Annotated in this window: 18 protein-coding genes; 8 read left to right on the top strand and 10 right to left on the bottom strand. The window is 31.3% G+C overall.

The annotated features are described in order from the left end of the window. On the top strand, positions 1–324 hold a 324-nt coding region (locus T1L09_RS00475; protein WP_322548914.1), incomplete at its 5' end, for an integrase core domain-containing protein. On the opposite strand, the gene T1L09_RS00470 is transcribed toward T1L09_RS00475, so the two are convergent. Further along, positions 321–1,193, bottom strand: a complete 873-nt coding sequence (locus T1L09_RS00470) for a site-specific integrase (protein WP_322548977.1) — start codon at positions 1,191–1,193, stop codon at positions 321–323. The two genes, T1L09_RS00475 and T1L09_RS00470, sit on opposite strands and share 4 nt — an antisense overlap. A 942-nt stretch (positions 1,194–2,135) precedes the next feature. On the opposite strand from T1L09_RS00470, the gene T1L09_RS00465 reads away from it, so the two are divergent. From T1L09_RS00465 to T1L09_RS00450, 4 genes are read left to right on the top strand one after another with little or no spacing between them, the layout of a single operon-like run. After that, entirely contained in the window at positions 2,136–2,891 is a 756-nt protein-coding gene (locus T1L09_RS00465) for a hypothetical protein (RefSeq protein ID WP_322548976.1), read from the top strand. Positions 2,892–2,927: 36 nt separating this feature from the next. Then, a complete protein-coding gene (locus T1L09_RS00460) occupies positions 2,928–3,320 on the top strand; it encodes a DUF5675 family protein (RefSeq protein ID WP_322548975.1) in 393 nt (130 codons plus the stop codon). A gap of 32 nt (positions 3,321–3,352) precedes the next feature. After that, a complete protein-coding gene (locus T1L09_RS00455; protein WP_322548974.1) occupies positions 3,353–3,628 on the top strand; it encodes a hypothetical protein in 276 nt (91 codons plus the stop codon). Next, positions 3,579–3,794 (top strand): hypothetical protein, encoded by a 216-nt coding sequence (locus T1L09_RS00450; protein ID WP_322548973.1) that lies wholly within the window; start codon positions 3,579–3,581, stop codon positions 3,792–3,794. The genes T1L09_RS00455 and T1L09_RS00450 overlap by 50 nt, the downstream gene beginning before the upstream one ends. Here T1L09_RS00450 and T1L09_RS00445 read toward each other — a convergent pair. The 6 genes from T1L09_RS00445 to T1L09_RS00420 all read right to left on the bottom strand — a co-directional run bounded on the left by T1L09_RS00445 (position 3,775) and on the right by T1L09_RS00420 (position 12,656). Further along, the gene (locus T1L09_RS00445) at positions 3,775–4,296 is read right to left on the bottom strand and encodes a DUF6943 family protein (RefSeq protein WP_322548972.1); all 522 of its coding nucleotides are present in this window, start codon (positions 4,294–4,296) and stop codon (positions 3,775–3,777) included. The two genes, T1L09_RS00450 and T1L09_RS00445, sit on opposite strands and share 20 nt — an antisense overlap. Before the next feature lie 788 nt (positions 4,297–5,084). Further along, complete coding sequence (locus T1L09_RS00440) at positions 5,085–5,615, bottom strand: DUF6705 family protein (protein WP_322548971.1); 531 nt, start codon at positions 5,613–5,615, stop codon at positions 5,085–5,087. 614 nt (positions 5,616–6,229) lie between these two features. Further along, a complete protein-coding gene (locus T1L09_RS00435) occupies positions 6,230–7,741 on the bottom strand; it encodes a WG repeat-containing protein (RefSeq protein ID WP_322548970.1) in 1,512 nt (503 codons plus the stop codon). A 612-nt stretch (positions 7,742–8,353) separates the two neighbouring features. Then, the gene (locus T1L09_RS00430; protein WP_322548969.1) at positions 8,354–9,046 is read right to left on the bottom strand and encodes a hypothetical protein; all 693 of its coding nucleotides are present in this window, start codon (positions 9,044–9,046) and stop codon (positions 8,354–8,356) included. 634 nt (positions 9,047–9,680) lie between these two features. Further along, positions 9,681–11,204: an ArnT family glycosyltransferase gene (locus tag T1L09_RS00425; RefSeq protein ID WP_322548968.1), complete on the bottom strand. Its 1,524-nt coding sequence runs from the start codon at positions 11,202–11,204 to the stop codon at positions 9,681–9,683. A 612-nt stretch (positions 11,205–11,816) separates the two neighbouring features. Next, entirely contained in the window at positions 11,817–12,656 is an 840-nt protein-coding gene (locus tag T1L09_RS00420; RefSeq protein WP_322548966.1) for a hypothetical protein, read from the bottom strand. A 415-nt stretch (positions 12,657–13,071) separates the two neighbouring features. Here T1L09_RS00420 and T1L09_RS00415 point away from each other — a divergent pair, with 415 nt between their 5' ends. Next, positions 13,072–13,284 carry a hypothetical protein gene (locus tag T1L09_RS00415; protein WP_322548965.1) on the top strand — a complete coding sequence of 71 codons (213 nt, stop codon included), beginning with the start codon at positions 13,072–13,074 and terminating at the stop codon, positions 13,282–13,284. Here T1L09_RS00415 and T1L09_RS00410 read toward each other — a convergent pair. Beyond that, a complete protein-coding gene (locus tag T1L09_RS00410) occupies positions 13,281–13,733 on the bottom strand; it encodes a DUF420 domain-containing protein (RefSeq protein ID WP_322548964.1) in 453 nt (150 codons plus the stop codon). The genes T1L09_RS00415 and T1L09_RS00410 overlap by 4 nt on opposite strands. 155 nt (positions 13,734–13,888) lie before the next feature. Between T1L09_RS00410 and T1L09_RS00405 the strand changes: the two genes are divergently transcribed. Both T1L09_RS00405 and T1L09_RS00400 read left to right on the top strand, forming a co-directional pair. Further along, positions 13,889–14,932 (top strand): sensor histidine kinase, encoded by a 1,044-nt coding sequence (locus T1L09_RS00405; RefSeq protein WP_322548963.1) that lies wholly within the window; start codon positions 13,889–13,891, stop codon positions 14,930–14,932. After that, on the top strand, positions 14,929–15,639 hold the full coding sequence (locus T1L09_RS00400; protein ID WP_322548962.1) for a LytR/AlgR family response regulator transcription factor: 711 nt from the start codon (positions 14,929–14,931) through the stop codon (positions 15,637–15,639). The genes T1L09_RS00405 and T1L09_RS00400 overlap by 4 nt, the downstream gene beginning before the upstream one ends. Positions 15,640–16,263: 624 nt before the next feature. On the opposite strand, the gene T1L09_RS00395 is transcribed toward T1L09_RS00400, so the two are convergent. Beyond that, entirely contained in the window at positions 16,264–16,998 is a 735-nt protein-coding gene (locus T1L09_RS00395; RefSeq protein ID WP_322548961.1) for a hypothetical protein, read from the bottom strand. 122 nt (positions 16,999–17,120) lie between these two features. Continuing rightward, positions 17,121–17,444: integrase core domain-containing protein (locus T1L09_RS00390; RefSeq protein WP_322548914.1), on the bottom strand; the 324-nt coding region annotated here is incomplete at its 5' end.

Raw genomic sequence — 17,444 nt, 5'->3', positions numbered from 1 at the left:
CATGGCAGACCCAATCATCCGCAAACACAAGGAAAAATTGAACGCTATCACAGAACCATGAAAAATGTTGTGAAACTTGATAATTACTTCGCTCCAGAAGAATTAGAAGCTGCTTTAGAAAAATTTGTATATGGGTATAACAATGAACGCTATCATGAATCATTAAACAACTTAACTCCTGCAGATGTCTATTTTGGGAGAGGTGAATTGATTTTAAAAGAAAGAGAAAAACTAAAGAAAATTACAATTTTAAACCGAAGAAATGAGTACCAAAAATCAAAATTAACAACAAATCAAAAAAATCTTTTATCTTTGAATTATTAACTAAATACTCTCTTAGCAAAAGTCCAATTTAGTTTGAAGACGTACACAATACCCAACGAAATATTATCCAAGGTTAATTGCTTTACATCTATATAAGCTAGTCCGGTAAAGCAGCTGAAAATGAAAATATCGCGAACTAATTCTAATCGTTCTGAAACAAACCTTTTGTTTAATATTGTTTCAATTTCTTTTTCTGTTAGGAATTCACGAGTTACTTCTTTGATTTTGGCTTTGTAGTTTGCAAAAGGATCTTTATTTAACCATCCATTGGCCAAACATTGGTTAATGATTTTGTGAAAGTTCTTGATGTACTTTACAGCTGTGTTATTAGCGCACTTTCTGACACTACGCAAATAGAATTCGTATTCCATAATAAATGAATGGTCTATCTTTTCAATATTGATATCTGTAATGTTATACTTCCAGAAGAGGAAGTCTTTTGTGTGCTTTAAAGAAGTTTGATACCGTTCTAATGTTCCTGGTGCATATTCTTGTCCAACTAGTTCTTTGATTTTGCGGTTGTGTTCTTCGAAGATTGGAACAAGCATTCGCTCGCGTTCTTTTTTGCCTTGTATTTCATTCTTGAAGTTTTCATATGTTAATGGAACTTGTTTCATGAACAATTTCTTCTCGATTTCGTAAACTTTAGCTCGTAACATTTCAAGATGACTATTTATCGTCCTGGTCTCTTCTGAATTGCCTTTCATTTTCGACATTTCTGTGGACCATTTTTCAGGGTTTACAAATTTACCTGTGCTGCTTTCTAATCTTTTCCCATCAATAGTTATTCTTTGGAAAATTGGTGCTAAGCCTTGTGTATTGGCTTTGGCTCTTTTTAAGTAAAAAAGAATGGTGATTGTTGTGTTCATGGTGGTGACCTTTTTAATTAGTAATTAATTTAAATTTATTACCAACACAAAACAAGATGTCTGTTATTTGAACCCCTTGTTTTTAAAGGTGTACGAGAGATAGGGGTACCTATTTTAAACAAGTAGTATAGTACCCCGAAATGTACTCCTTTACTATGGGAAACTATGAATAATTTGAATAGGGGTAAAATTAAAAAACCCTCTAAATCATACGATTTAAAGGGTTTTGATTAGGTTTTTTAGAAACCCAGCGGAGAAAGAGGGATTTGTATTCTCTTAACAACGCCTTTATTTATAAGGACTTTCAACTCCTTCAAAATGAGTGCACCGAATTGTGCACCTTTAAATTTAACTGTATTTATCAATTGCATTAACAAACTCAAATTTAGTAAAAATTCAACAAATAATCAACTAAAAAGGTTCAAAATTTAGTGTCGTTTCATCTTAAAATTACCCCACAATTAATGGCTCAACCTGTTCATATTTTAAACTGGTATATTGACAGAACTCCTCTCTGCTTAAGAGCTCGTTTTGACCTTTGTTAAGGTCTGTTCTAATCTTCTGCAACATTCTGATGCTTTGACGATAACTTTTACCTGTAATGCGCTGTATGTCCTTCGGGTAGATACATACTCTCTTCTGTTCGGTTTTCATACACTATCTATACTTTTGATTTGGCTTTGAGTAACTTTTGACTCGGATTAAAATTAATGATTTTTTTTTAATGATTCGCTTATGCAATTTACAGCTGTTTTTTATTTGTTTAGAGTGACATTTGAGTTCATAAATGACATTTATACCACTAACTGTCATTTGGAATGGTAGTACCTTTTAAATTGTTTATTTAAGTATGAATTTTGAATCGAAATCAATTGAAAATGTTGCAACAGGATGATGATTGAGGGAGTTTTAACTGATTATTAAATCTAAATTTTAAATGTTATGGCTAGACAGAAAGGCATAATTAAATTAAAAGGTACTATCGGAGATATTACTTTTTACAAGACCCAAGACGGGCATTTGGCTCGTGAGAAAGGCGGTATTGACGCTAGTAGAATTGCTAGTGATCCTGCGTTTCAGAGAACGCGTGAGAATGGTTCTGAGTTTGGAAGAGCAGGGAAAGCTGGAAAGCTTTTACGAACTGCTTTTAGGCCTTTGCTTTTGAATTCTGCGGATGGTCGAATGGTGAGCCGTTTGACTCAAAGAATGGTGAAAGTTATCCAGGCGGATTTGGTGAGTGAGAGAGGATTGCGTAACGTTATTGATGGCGAAGCTGAATTGTTATTTGGTTTTGAATTCAATATTCGTGGTAAATTAGGGACTTCCCTATTTGCGCCATTTGTTGCCAATATTGACCGCGTTGCGGGAGAAATCAATGTTGACATTGCTCCTTTTGTACCCGCTAATATGTTGGCTGCACCAACAGGAACTACTCACTTTAAGATTATTTCTGGCGGTGCTGAAGTAGATTTTGAAGCGGAAACCTATGTGGTTGCAACTTCTGAAACTGCGATTTTACCGTGGGATTCTACTCCAACAACGGCTATTAGTCAAGTGAATGTGGTTACTGCGAACTCCACAAAACCTTTGTTTTTGACATTGGGTGTTGAGTTTTATCAAGAGATTAATGGGCAAATGTATCCGCTTAAAAACGGCGCTTTCAACCCGTTATCGATTGCTAAGGTATCTGGCGTGTAAGATGAAATTAGGATTCTGAAATTAGATTTTAGAAAAATGGTTTTATTTTTAACTAGAACTTATTTCCCCGACGGAACCAACGGAATACTCCAATGTGAGGGCAAAATCATTTGTAAAACCATTGAATTGCCTTGGAAGAAAAATGAAAGAGGCGTTTCCTGTATTCCGGAAGGGAAATATTTTATTAGAAAGCGGTACAGTCCGAAATTCAAATGGCATTTAGAAGTTGTTTCGGTAAAAAATAGAAGTTATATTTTATTTCATCCAGCAAATAATGCCTTGACAGAATTGAATGGTTGTATTGCTCCGGTGACAAAACTTTCTGGTCCTGGTTTAGGCTTGCTGTCCCGCAAAGCATTTACTGCTTTAAAAGACTTCGTTTATCCGGAATTAGACCGAAAAGAAGTTGTCGAATTGATTGTTCAATAGATCCTTAACAGGATGACAAAAAAAGAGAAAATATGAATGTACTAGAACGTGCACAAGCACCCACACCGAAGTTTTTTAAAGTACTTCGCACCATAGGATTGGCTTTATTAGCAGTAAGCGGAAGCATTGTAGCTGCTCCAGTAGCTTTGCCTGCTGTAGTTGTTGCAGTTGCTGGTTATGCAGCCGTTGTTGGTGGTGTTTTATCCGCAGTAAGTCAAATTACCGTTGAAGATAGCGCCTTAAAACAAAAAGCAACTGATGAAAAATATAAAGCAAGTTCCACCAAGTCTGTTGGACGGAGTGGATAATTCGTTATCTTTGAAAACCGGAACAATTGGCGGATTGGCTTTGAGTGTTTTACCCAATTTAACCTCAGCCGATGTCTTAAAAACCATTGTTTTGGCCTTTATTGGAGCAGTAGTCAGTTTTGGAGTAACCCTGTTGTTGAAACGATTTACTTCCAAAGAAAAATAAACTCGGTTATGATTGGTAACCTTTTCCGAGTGTAAAAGCCTAGTCTATTTTTAGACCAGGCTTTTTTTTTGGGGTATTCCGCATATTTGTTGCTAAAGCGGTGCACAATGGAACGGCGCAAATCATTAATGAGATTCAAATTCTCGTGAAATTGCTTTTCTTTGGCCTCTAGAAGTTTTAAAGCTGCCACGTGTTTGATGTGCGCTTCATGTTCCTCCATCATCACTTTTGCTTTGACCGAAAATTCGTGTTTAAAATCTTTGATTCGTAAAAACGGAATGACCGAACCAACCAGATGCTGCAGCCAATATTTTGAGCGCCATAAACTGTACGCCACATAATACAAATTTTCCCTATCCTCCTGCTTCTCAAAAATGATGACAAAAGAATTTGTAAACGGCTCAAATTGCGGTTTTCCGCTGTTCAACCCTTTGTTTAAGACAAATAAACAAGGCTTTTGGTACACTACTCCACTAAAATGGGTTTTGATGATAAAATTCATACTATCGGATTTAAAAGGTTAACATCCTTCTTCCGCCTTTTTGGGATATGAACTGAAAAACTGGAGAAACGCGAAGCATCACACAAATTTTTAGCAAAAGAAAAAAGGAGAAAAAAGAAAGCCGATATTTTTTGTGGAAGGTTTCAATAAAACCAGTTTTTTTCAACAAAATACTACCCTACCGAATAGTTCTCAGTGGGCAGTTTTTAGTATTCAGTGGGTTATTGAGTTGAAAAAATGAGGGTGGAGATTTTTTGAAAAACCCGCTAGGGCTTGAACTTGTTTTTTGAATACCTGGAGCAATGCTTTGTTTTCTTTTTTTTCCTTTTTTATTTTGTATAAAATTTCATAACCAAATATGAATTGGAAAAATGGTAACTACACCCATAAACGTGATTGAAATTATGGTCGTGGTTAAAGGGTATCAAATTTTTGTAGGACGGATAAAAAAACTAAGAAAACAATATCAACGCTTTTTATCCGGCTGGGAAATTTGATACGCTTTATTGGGATTGATTTTTGTGAATGCCTGAACTAGTGGGCAGACGCAGTGTTGAGATTGCAGTGGTTGTGTGCTGAAAAATAATGACATTGACAAAAAACAATGCAAATACTTTCTATGAAAATTTGAAGGTGAATTTTAAACGTATTGAACGTTCCGCGGCTTGGCGCAGTAGCGGCTGCGTGAACGATTATTTTCTTGTTAAGTTAGATTTTCCAGCGGAAAATCGAACGTTGTTGTTTTATTGATTAGTAGCTATTGAGCCAAACCGTTGTTAGCAGAGGTTTCATTTTTTTTGGAATGTCATTTTTATAGGTAATAACTTGGCTGTTTTATTAAACATTAATTCTTTTGGTTCAATTTCCCAATATAAATAATTATCATTTAGTGTTAGGTGAACTGCTGAACTATGACCACAAAGCCATACTTTTTCTGTTTGAATTTCTGAAAAGTAAACAATCAATGAATTTGTGTTTTTTGAATCCATAAAAGAAGCTCCGACAATAATATTAGGAAAAGTTCGATCTAAAGTATTTAATAACATTTCTCCGTTTTTATTTAGCCTTAGATTTATGTATAGTGCATCTTGTTGATTGCTTTCATCAAAGAATTTAAAAACTTCAATTACAACTTCATTATTCAAATCAGAATAAGTCCAACGTCCTAAAAATTTATCGAGAACATTATTAATATCCTTAAAAATTTCATTTGAATAATTTGGGTTGTTAATAAGGTGCTGATGCTTTTCTTCAACAGGATAAATATCCTTTTGAGCAAATGAAAAATTGAAAAGTAATAATAATAAAAAATATTTCATTTTGATACGGATTTTGTGAAATCTCTGCTAACTTGTAAATATGTATCATTAAATGATACAAAGCGACCCAAATGTGGGTGCCTATATATCATTCTCATTACATATTCAAATATATAAAAATATGTTGTACAAATATATATAATGATGAAAATGGTGTCTTTTGTTTGATTTTGATTACGTCAATTCAGTTATTTTGAAAATGATTAATGAAGACTTTACCTACTTATGAAATGGAGGCGTGGTTAAAGGGTATCAAATTTTTGTAGGTCGGAAAAAAAAACCAAGAAAACAATATGAACGCTTTTTATCCGGCTGGGAAATTTGATACGCTTTATTGGGGTTGATTTTTGTGAATGCCTGAACTAGTGGGCAGAAGCAGTGTTCAGATTGCAGTGTTGTGTACTGAAAGCCGATGGCATTGACAAAAAACAATGCAAATACTTTCTATGAAAATTTGAAGGTGAATTTTAAACGTATTGAACGTTTCGCGGCTTTGCGAGGTTGCGAACTTCGTAACCGATTATTTTCCGTTAAAGATAAAATTTCTTGCGAAACGTAAACGTGAATTTATTACAAAATTCGCAATCTTGCAAAACCGCTGTTGGCAGTAGTAATTATTTAAATGTGATTTCGTGATATTTTTTAATCTTTTTGTTATCTTTCGTAAACAGAATTACTTCTTTTAACTTTTTGTAATCATCGTATTCAATTTCTACTATAGTTTTATTTTCAGAATTTACAATTCCAAATTTGTTATTTTTCTTAACAACGAACTGTTTTGAAAGGTAAATATTTTCTATAAATTCATATTCGTTTGGAATTACGATTTTGTTTGATGAATTTATAACTCCAAATTTTTCTTCGCTTTTGAATATTTGATTTTCACTTATAGATAATTCTTGAACGTCTTTATATTTTATGAATTTATTTATTGAAAGTTCTTTTTCTGTAAATTTTTCTCCTTCCAAATAGATTAAAAATCGTTTGTTATTTTTCGTTCCAAAAATTGAGTTTTTAAAAATATTATAAAACTCATAATCTTCATTTAAAACTCTTTTTCCGTTTTGAGTGAATAAACCATTTTTGTTTTCATTATTTTGGACTACATAATAGTTATCAAATGAAGTTCTAATGCTTTTATAGTTAATTGGTATTATTTCATCTAAACTATTTGGATTGATTACGCCAAATAAATTATCTTTTTTAACGATGTAATTATCTCCAAGATTATTGTCACCAAAACCTACTGCATCATCAAAATAACTAAAATATATTTCATCATAAATGAAAGGTTTAACTATTGAATCTGTTGATGAAATAAATCCATTTTTTTTATTGCTTTTAGCAATAAAAAATGAATTTACTTGTTTGATTTCATCATATTTACATTTAATAATAAATTCATTTTTTGAATTTATTATTCCTTCTTTTGCAGTTAAATTATTTTTTATTAGATATAAATTATCGTTAAAAACTCTTTCAAAACTATGGTTTTTTATAGATTTTAAAATAACGTTTCCATTATTATCTATAATTGAATTTGATTTATTTGGCAATACAATAATTGCTTTATTATTTCTAAATTCGGAAATTTGAGTAAATTGTAAATCACTAATTTGTTTTCCGGTTAGATTATAAAGTGAATTTATTCCTTTATTTTCAGCAATTATTAAATTATTGTCAAGTGAAATGTAATCAAACTTTATTGGTAGAATTACGTTATTTAAAGTATCAATAATTCCAATTTTATTGTCTTTTGAAACTCGTATTAATCCATTGTCGATATAAAAAACATCGTCATAAACAATTGGAATTTTAATATTTCCTTTTAAATCAATAAATCCACGTTTAAATTTTTTATTTAAATTGTTTCCAACTTCAAATAGATTTTTTAGTTCTTTTTTGTTGTTTATGTATGAATATATTGGTTTTATGATTATATTTTCCGTGCTATCAATTACACCCATTTTATTGTCAAAAGTTCTATAAACCGCAAAACTATTTTCAAAAGCATAGACATACTCATATTTTTTATTTTGCTTTAACTTCTCTCTTATACTTTCAAATTTATTTTGACTTTGAGAAAGTAAAGGTAATAATAGTAAAATGAGATTAAATATCTTCATAAAGTCTTGTTTTCAGGTATTTTCGGAGATTATTACTGCCAACTTATAAATATGTATCATTAAATGATACAAAGCGACCCAAATGTGGGTGCCTATATATCATTCTCATTACATATTCAAATATATAAAAATATGTTGTACAAATATATATAATGATGAAAATGGTGTCTTTTGTTTGATTTTGATTACGTCAATTCAGTTATTTTGAAAATGATTAATGAAGACTTTACCTACTTATGAAATGGAGGCGTGGTTAAAGGGTATCAAATTTTTGTAGGTCGGAAAAAAAAACCAAGAAAACAATATGAACGCTTTTTATCCGGCTGGGAAATTTGATACGCTTTATTGGGGTTGATTTTTGTGAATGCCTGAACTAGTGGGCAGAAGCAGTGTTCAGATTGCAGTGTTGTGTACTGAAAGCCGATGGCATTGACAAAAAACAATGCAAATACTTTCTATGAAAATATAAATGTGAATTTTAAACGTATTGAACGTTCCGGCGCTTGGCGAGGTTGCGAACTACGGAACTAATTATTTTCTTTTAAAGATAAAATTTCTTGCGAAATGTAAACGTGAATTTACTATAAAATTCGCAATCTTGCCAAACGCCTGTTAGCTGCTGTAATTATCTTCATAGTCATATCTATAAGTCATATATTGACCTTTATGAGCTAACGTTTTATATTCATCATTGAATTTTCTGCTAAGTTCATTTTCAATGTCTTTGTCTTTTATATTGTAATGTTTCTTGTTTAAAAAACCGACATTTCTTATCGTTGGATGTTCTAATATTTGCTTTAGATTACCGTCCAAAATATTTGTGTCAACAAAGCGAAAGTCTATCAGATTTGGAAAGTTGTTTAGAAAATCAAGATTTTCAATTGGTGCGCAAGTATTTAAGCATAAAACTTTCAGTTTTTTGAGTTTCAACATTTCGTCAGTAAACTTGAATTTCTTTGATTGATTAATGTGTAAAAATTCTAGATTTTCACTCAATAAACTTAATTCCTTATCACTTTCCAACTTCACACAGTAATGTAATTCAAGTCTTTTTAAACTTCTGAATTTTTCAACTCCAGTGAAATCTTTAATATTTGCACAATTAAGTTCAAGGTATAACAACTTATCTGTTTCAGATAAATTGTCAAAAGCGTTTATTTTCTCTTTAAGATACCAAGCGATTGCATATTCAGAATTCTCAAAATTGGTATTCTCAGTTGCTATAGAATTTTCTTTGAAGTTTTTTACAAAGAACTTTTCCTTTTCTAATTGCTCAAACCATATTGTGTTATATCTCCAATCCATTCTTCTAAATTTATGCGGTGCGAATTATAGCAGCTAACTTTTTAATATGTATCATTAAATGATACAAAGCGACCCAAATGTGGGTGCCTATATATCATTCTCATTACATGTTCAAATGTATAAAAATATGTTGTACAAATATATATAATGATGAAAATGGTGTCTTTTGTTTGATTTTGATTACGTCAATTCAGTTATTTTGAAAATGATTAATGAAGACTTTACCTAATTATGAAATGGAGGCGTGAATAAAGGGTATCAAATTTTTGTAGGACGGGTAAAAAAACTAAGAAAACAATATCAACGCTTTTTATCCGGCTGGGAAATTTGATACGCTTTATTGGTTTTGATTTTTGTGAATGCCTAAACTAGTGGGCAGAAGCAGTGTTCAGATTGCAGAGTTGTGTACTGAAAGCCGATGGCATTGACAAAAAACAATGTAAATACTTTCTATGAAAAATAGAAATTTGTGGATTTTGAATGTATTGAACGTTTAGTATATGAAAAGTAGGCGATTACGAAGCACGAAACTTTCGGTTAAGCACACAGTTTGATACGAGCGAAAAGCCTTGAATTTATTGCTATTTCGCCTATTTTTTATATACATTGTTACCTGCCGTTTTTATTTCCATAGTTATTCGAAAATCCTTGTTTTAAATTCAGTCCGCAATTGTTCAAAATTTAGTTTTGGTTTTTTACAAATATATATTGTTTGCCACAAATCTTTTTCGTCATCAGCATACGGATTATAAATTTGTTTTACCGCCACAACATAATTAAAGAACGACTGAAAAAAATCTATTCCTGCTTCTCCATTTGAAAACGCTATAATCGTTTTAGGTAATTGGCCTTTTTCTGGTGACCAAAGGTAGAAACTGCCGTGGTATGAAATTGCTTTTGGAATTTCGTAATTTTCCCTATAAAGGTTTACTCCACCTGCTTGACTATAATGTTTGCCCCAAATCAAACAATCCTCTTTTTCGTTCATTGGAAGGCTATCGTAAACGACTTGAAGTCCTTCCATAGTTTTTTTCCATTGTGATTTCGAGTAATACTCTTTGTATTCTATTTCGTAACGATCGTCTTTTTTTTCTATTCCAGCGAATTTAATAAATGTATCCAACGGCAAGACGGCTAACCCAAATGGCATCAACACAATTCCCGACAAAACGAGAAGAGCCGTTGCTGGATATAAAATCCATTGTCGTTTTGACAGAATTCTTTGCTCAAACCAAATGCTCCCAAATATTAACAACGTAATCATTGCAGGATACATATAGTAAGCCTTGCTTTTGTTCAACGCCAAGATCATTAAGGAAATGATGATTGTAAATGCAATTGGGCGATAATAGATTGGATTGTTCTTTGTTCTAAACATAAAGATGAAACCACCAACCCAAAAAAACACTGTTACTGGATTTAAGGATATGATTATGCTTTCAAGAACTCCCAAAATTGTCAATTGGTCCAATTGGGTTTCATAAAGGCGTGAGAACATATCAAGTACTGGAAATCCGTGCTTATATTGCCACAAAACATTTGGGGCTATAATTAAAATGAACAAGAGAATATATTTCCAAATGTCTTTTTGCAAAATTTCTATTCGTGTCGGCTTGTTCAATAGCAAGCCTGTAAGTCCTGCAATAAAGAAAAGAATATCATATTTTGTAAGGAAGCCAAAACCAACACAGATTGTTAGATAAAGTAAATATTTTTTATCAAAGCTTGTAACATATCTTACCAATTGATAAAAGGAAAGAAGCCAAAACAAGTGGGTAAATACTACGGGCTGTAAGAGTTGATGGCCTCTTCCAAAAGCTGGTGCGGTCAAAATGCAAAGAAGTACAATAAAAACCGCTTTTGATTTACCTCCCAATTTAACTGTTGTAAGTGCGATTAATATTAAAATCAATAATGCGGCAATATGAGAAAATATGTGATGTACAAATACGGATTGGGAATGAAATTGATTTTGGATAAAAGTCAACCAACCAATTACAGGTGGAAATTCCATATATCCCAAACTTGGATAGTTTCCAGTTTCTATGTGCAATAATTCGTCTCCTTGAAATCCTGAATTTGAGTCAGCAATTAGATGAAGTGTTAATTTTAAAACACAAAAAAAAGCTATGATTAAAAATATTTTTCTATTTAGCATAGGGTTGGTCAAATGGCAGGTAACTTATAAATATGTATCATTAAATGATACAAAGCGACCCAAATGTGGGTGCCTATATATCATTCTCATTACATATTCAAATATATAAAAATATGTTGTACAAATATATATAATGATGAAAATGGTGTCTTTTGTTTGATTTTGATTACGTCAATTCAGTTATTTTGAAAATGATTAATGAAGACTTTACCTACTTATGAAATGGAGGCGTGGTTAAAGGGTATCAAATTTTTGTAGGTCGGAAAAAAAAACCAAGAAAACAATATGAACGCTTTTTATCCGGCTGGGAAATTTGATACGCTTTATTGGGTTTGATTTTTGTGAATGCCTAAACTAGTGGGCAGAAGCAGTTGAAAGATTGCAGTGGTATTGTGCTGAAAACTGATGGCATTGACAAAAAACAATGCAAATACTTTCTATGAAAAATAGAAATTTGTGGATTTTGAATGTATTGAACGTTTTGGCGCTTGGCGAAGAAGCGGATTTCGAAGCACCAAACTTTCTTTCAGCACTGAACTTGATACGAAGCACAAAGCTTCATTTAAGCACTGAACCCGCTTTTTTGCCAAACGCCTGTTAGCTGTAGTCTTTTTATTCCACATTTTCTAATTCAAGAACTGTTTTTGTGCCGTCAATATTTTTGTATTCCAGCTTTACAAAACCAAATTTAGGATTAAAATAAGAAATTAGTTCAGTCTCGCCAATTCTACTTTTTGCTGTTGCTTGGACAATATAACATTCCAAATTGCCCAATTTTGTTGAAATAGTTTTATTTTCCTTAATTTCATAATTATAAACATTATCAATTCTACCTTTCCATTCTAACCATCTTTTGTCCGACCAATGGTCTCCGATGCTTAATTTCCAATCCCATTTAGTTCCAGTTTTATAAGGTGCTTTTATATATGGAAATGGATTTAACTCTAAAATTTTAAAAAAGTTACTTCTTGGAGGATGCATCCATAAATTCATTTCATTCTCAATTGCACCAGTAATTTCACTTGCAAGTTTTTCTCCATTTTCCATTAAATATTCATAACCAATTGCAGTTTGATTATATTCGGGATCATCTTCACCAAACGGATTTCCCAAATTAGGTTTTAAAATTAAATGCTTAACAGTTTCGCTATCTATTTTTTCGAGATTAATAAATTCCCAATCATAAGTGCTATAACCTTGTGGTTGTAAAATTGGTTTACCTCTTTTAATTAAAAATTTTTCTCCTTTTGTATTTTGATAAAAATAGGAGTAAATGAATTTTTTACCAACATTGTAAATTTCATTATTAGCATTATAAACTTCATCGTATTGTTTTGTACTGTCTTTTTTTTCAACAGTAACTCCGTCTTCAATAGTGAATTTATCTAAATTCTTTTGAGTAGAGCATGAAATAATTAACATTAAAAATGTTAAAAGTTTAATTATCTTCATAATACGTTTCGGTTTTTTTAAGATTACAGCTAACTTGTAAATATGTATCATTAAATGATACAAAGCGACCCAAATGTGGGTGCCTATATATCATTCTCATTACATATTCAAATATATAAAAATATGTTGTACAAATATATATAATGATGAAAATGGTGTCTTTTGTTTGATTTTGATTACGTCAATTCAGTTATTTTGAAAATGATTAATGAAGACTTTACCTACTTATGAAATGGAGGCGTGGTTAAAGGGTATCAAATTTTTGTAGGTCGGAAAAAAAAACCAAGAAAACAATATGAACGCTTTTTATCCGGCTGGGAAATTTGATACGCTTTATTGGGTTTGATTTTTGTGAATGCCTAAACTAGTGGGCAGAAGCAGTTGAAAGATTGCAGTGGTATTGTGCTGAAAACTGATGGCATTGACAAAAAACAATGCAAATACTTTCTATAAAAATTTGAAGGTGAATTTTAAACGTATTGAACGTTTGCAGCTTGGCGATGTGGTGGATTTAGAAGCACTTACTTTCAATTTAGCACTAATGTTTATTAGAAATCCGAATGTTCAATTTAGCACTGAACCCGCCATTTTGCCAAACTGCTGTTATCGGTTTGTTGCAATTTTTTAAACTAAATTCAAACTCATTAAATATACAATTAATGCAGTTACAGCTGTATACATAAGTCCAACAAAAATAATGTACCCAGTTTTTTTGTGAAAGTTAGAGAATTTTCCAGGAAGTTTTTTACGATAGGCAATATTAGAAAACACAATTAAAATAGCCCAAATTAGATATGATAAAATTGCAACAATAATGTGCGAGAACAAAGTATATCTAAAAAAATTAGTATTATAATACATACTTTCAGACGCTAAACTTCCGGAGCCACCAGTAGAAGTGATGAGTCCTTCCAATGTTAAAACTCCAACAACACAAACAATAAAGATTGTATTTTGTGTTTTACGATGTGATTTATAATCCTTTTTTCTTGCTAATTTCACGCCATAATATACGCCAAAAGGTGAAAAAAGTGTGATAATCAACACAACTGTCATAATAGTAACTGTAAGATTCATTTTATAGATTTTTTTTTAATTATTACTCGTCAAATTTGCTGCTATTTTTTTAGTTTTTAAAATATACTCGTTGAATCAGGAATTTTTCTCGATGGATTCTTTTTTTGGTTGGTTATTAATGATTTACTTTGTAAATAAAAGTAGATAAAGATAGAATGAAAGCATTTTATAATAGAAATATTGGAATGGATATTATGGGATGGTCGATTTTGGGTATCACTTTATTTTTAATAATACCTATGCTTTATCCAGCAAATCTTCCTTTGGTTTATCACATTTATCATTTGGTTTTGTTTATTGTCTTGATTGGTATTTATTATTTAAATATTCGCTTAATTATTCCAAAGACGGTTCACAGGTCGATCAATTTTTATTATATAATTTTATTTTTCGTAATGGGCGCTTTAACGGTCTGCCTAATGAGTTTTGTAGCAACCTACTTGAATTTACAAGAAGAAGTATATAACCGTTTGTATCCTGAAAACGAATTTATTGTTTCTGAGCATAAATCGTATGTAAATTATTACGTCTTTCTTTTAACAGCTATTGTTTTAATGATAGGTTTTGCCAATTATTTTATTACGAAATGGAACATTGAGGAGCGTAAAAAATTAGCTTTGCAGGAATTAAAATCAAAAGCAGAGTTGGGCAACTTAAAAGCACAAATTAATCCTCATTTTTTCTTTAATACGTTGAATACTATTTACGCTTTGACGCACAAGGACATCGAGAAGTCACAAAATGCCATTTTAAAGCTCTCCAAAATGATGCGTTATGCTATGAATGAAGAAAATTTAGAGCTGGTTTCTTTACAAGATGAATTAGTTACTGTTCATAATTATTTAGATTTAATGTCCCACCGTTTGTCTTCAAATGTAACTTTGGAATTTCATATTTCAGAACATACTTCAGAAGCCAAAATAGCACCGATGATATTGCTTACTTTTATTGAAAATTGTTTTAAACACGGCATCAGTTCAGAAGAAGATTGTTTAATCAAAATTTCCGCTTTCGTAAAGAGAAATACTTTTATTTTAAAAACAGTAAATCCTTGGTTTGAAAATCGAAAAAAATCAAAAGGAATAGGGATTGAAAACACTATAAAACGATTAGATATTTTGTATAACGAGGGGTATAATTTGAAGCAAACCATTATTGACGGGAAGTATTTCACTACGCTAAAAATTAGTTTAAAATGAAAATCAAATGTATTGCCATTGACGATGAGCCTTTAGCATTAGAAATGATTAAAGAGGCAATTAAAAAAGTTGATTATCTTGATTTAGTTCAATCTTTCCATTCTGTTTCAGAGGCTCTCAAATATTTGGCAGAAACAACGGTAGAGTGTGTTTTTTTAGACATTGAAATGCCAGGCTTTAATGGCTTAGAATTTACTAAAATAATTAATCAATTTAGTAACAAACCCGAAGTCGTTTTTGTTACTGCATATAATCGATATGCAATCAAAGAGTATCAAATAGAATCGATTGGTTTTTTATTGAAGCCTTTTAGTTTTGATGATTTTAATGATATTGCAGAAAAAGTGAAAATGGCGGGGTTTATCCAACGAAAATCACTGAATAATATAGAGCCTTTTTTCATAAAAGTAGAAGCAGAGCAAGTGAAAATAATTCCGCAAGATGTTTTGTATTTAGAAAGTATGGGGGATTATGTAAAGATTTTTTTGAAAAATGAGCGTAAGCCACTTATTCCGTTGATTACTCTAAAAAAAATAAAAACTTATTTACCGAAAAATTTATTTTTACAGGTTAATCGGTCTCAAATCGTAAATTTTGAAAAAATTAATTCTTATACAGCAAGTAGCCTTTCAATAGGCGAAAAGGATTTTTTTGTGAGTAGTTCATTTAGAGAAGAATTTGAAATGATTAAAAAGTTAATGTTGTAGTTTTTAACGGAAGACTGTTACGCAATAACCGATAACTTTTTAATATGTATCATTAAATGATACAAAGCGACCCGAATCTGGGTGCCTATATATCATTCTCATTACATGTTCAAATGTATAAAAATATGTTGTACAAATATATATAATGATGAAAATGGTGTCTTTTGTTTGATTTTGATTACGTCAATTCAGTTATTTTGAAAATGATTAATTAAGACTTTACCTAATTATGAAATGGAGGCGTGGTTAAAGGGTATCAAATTTTTGTAGGACGGATAAAAAAACTAAGAAAACAATATCAACGCTTTTTATCCGGCTGGGAAATTTGATACGCTTTATTGGGATTGATTTTTGTGAATGCCTGAACTAGTGGGCAGACGCAGTGTTGAGATTGCAGTGGTTGTGTGCTGAAAAATAATGACATTGACAAAAAACAATGCAAATACTTTCTATGAAAATTTGAAGGTGAATTTTAAACGTATTGAACGGTTCTCGGCTTTGTTTCAGTGGCTTTGATTGAACACTGACCAAAGCAAATATAGAACAAATTTTCGACTCATAGAGGTTTTTCCGAAGGAAAAACCAAGCCTAAGCCATTGAACAAAACCGATGTTAGCGGTTGTTTTATTTTGGTTCAGAAAAATGATTTCCTTCTCCAAGCCATTCTCGTTTTAAATTCGTACTTTTTATAAACTCTTGTTGTTCAATTTCGGTTGCAAAATCTATAACAAACTGCTGACCTCCATCGCTATAATAAGTGTATCGTCTTTTAGTTTTGAATTCAGCTGGTAAATATGAGAATCTCTGAAAAAATGAATCGGAAATATAACCTACTTTTTCCAGCTTCCACCTTTTATCAATACCATTTACTTTAAAAACTATCCATTCGAAGTTATTCTTATCAACTTCAATAGTTATATCTGTGAAATTTAATTCCTCATTAGTTATTATTCCCATTCTTTCCATAAACCAAATATATTGGTCACTAGGGTCAATAAATTCAAGGTCAAACCAAATACATTTATTGCTAAAGTTATAATTTTTAATTTCAGGGCTTCTCCATCCAAAATAGTAATACAAGAGAGAAAATGGATTAGCTTCAATTTTTTTTAATTGTTCTATTTTGATTTCTTCCCACGAAGATTCTGCATATCCATCAGTTAAAATCATTTCTTTTGTAACACCCTCTGTAAATTCGTAACCTAATGATTTGAAAATTTCAATTTGTTTTTCGTAATTTATGTTTTTGGGTACCATATCATTTTTTAGATTTTCTGAGATAGACTTATGTACTTCAGGTTTACAACCAAAAAAGCTTAAAATCCCAATTAATATAACTATTGTATTTTTTGTTTTCATGCTGTTTGTCAAAAATAACCGCTAACTTATAAATATGTATCATTAAATGATACAAAGCGACCCAAATGTGGGTGCCTGTACGTCTTCAAACTAAATTGGACTTTTGCTAAGAGAGTATTTAGTTAATAATTCAAAGATAAAAGATTTTTTTGATTTGTTGTTAATTTTGATTTTTGGTACTCATTTCTTCGGTTTAAAATTGTAATTTTCTTTAGTTTTTCTCTTTCTTTTAAAATCAATTCACCTCTCCCAAAATAGACATCTGCAGGAGTTAAGTTGTTTAATGATTCATGATAGCGTTCATTGTTATACCCATATACAAATTTTTCTAAAGCAGCTTCTAATTCTTCTGGAGCGAAGTAATTATCAAGTTTCACAACATTTTTCATGGTTCTGTGATAGCGTTCAATTTTTCCTTGTGTTTGCGGATGATTGGGTCTGCCATG

It is taken from the genome of Flavobacterium psychraquaticum, from assembly GCF_034497725.1.
Taxonomy (GTDB): Bacteria; Bacteroidota; Bacteroidia; order Flavobacteriales; family Flavobacteriaceae; genus Flavobacterium; species Flavobacterium psychraquaticum.
Note: the sequence above shows the minus strand (reverse complement) of the source record. Positions and strands in the feature narration are given on the sequence as shown.

Bases quoted from the DNA above. Each gene is read 5' to 3' on its own strand.
- T1L09_RS00465 (WP_322548976.1), top strand. From the start codon at position 2,136: ATGGCTAGACAGAAAGGCATAATTAAATTAAAAGGTACTATCGGAGAT.
- T1L09_RS00410 (WP_322548964.1), bottom strand. From the start codon at position 13,733: ATGAATCTTACAGTTACTATTATGACAGTTGTGTTGATTATCACACTT.
- T1L09_RS00400 (WP_322548962.1), top strand. From the start codon at position 14,929: ATGAAAATCAAATGTATTGCCATTGACGATGAGCCTTTAGCATTAGAA.
- T1L09_RS00405 (WP_322548963.1), top strand. From the start codon at position 13,889: ATGAAAGCATTTTATAATAGAAATATTGGAATGGATATTATGGGATGG.
- T1L09_RS00395 (WP_322548961.1), bottom strand. From the start codon at position 16,998: ATGAAAACAAAAAATACAATAGTTATATTAATTGGGATTTTAAGCTTT.
- T1L09_RS00470 (WP_322548977.1), bottom strand. From the start codon at position 1,193: ATGAACACAACAATCACCATTCTTTTTTACTTAAAAAGAGCCAAAGCC.
- T1L09_RS00455 (WP_322548974.1), top strand. From the start codon at position 3,353: ATGAATGTACTAGAACGTGCACAAGCACCCACACCGAAGTTTTTTAAA.
- T1L09_RS00445 (WP_322548972.1), bottom strand. From the start codon at position 4,296: ATGAATTTTATCATCAAAACCCATTTTAGTGGAGTAGTGTACCAAAAG.
- T1L09_RS00425 (WP_322548968.1), bottom strand. From the start codon at position 11,204: ATGCTAAATAGAAAAATATTTTTAATCATAGCTTTTTTTTGTGTTTTA.
- T1L09_RS00450 (WP_322548973.1), top strand. From the start codon at position 3,579: ATGAAAAATATAAAGCAAGTTCCACCAAGTCTGTTGGACGGAGTGGAT.
- T1L09_RS00415 (WP_322548965.1), top strand. From the start codon at position 13,072: ATGGCATTGACAAAAAACAATGCAAATACTTTCTATAAAAATTTGAAG.
- T1L09_RS00460 (WP_322548975.1), top strand. From the start codon at position 2,928: ATGGTTTTATTTTTAACTAGAACTTATTTCCCCGACGGAACCAACGGA.
- T1L09_RS00420 (WP_322548966.1), bottom strand. From the start codon at position 12,656: ATGAAGATAATTAAACTTTTAACATTTTTAATGTTAATTATTTCATGC.
- T1L09_RS00440 (WP_322548971.1), bottom strand. From the start codon at position 5,615: ATGAAATATTTTTTATTATTATTACTTTTCAATTTTTCATTTGCTCAA.
- T1L09_RS00435 (WP_322548970.1), bottom strand. From the start codon at position 7,741: ATGAAGATATTTAATCTCATTTTACTATTATTACCTTTACTTTCTCAA.
- T1L09_RS00430 (WP_322548969.1), bottom strand. From the start codon at position 9,046: ATGGATTGGAGATATAACACAATATGGTTTGAGCAATTAGAAAAGGAA.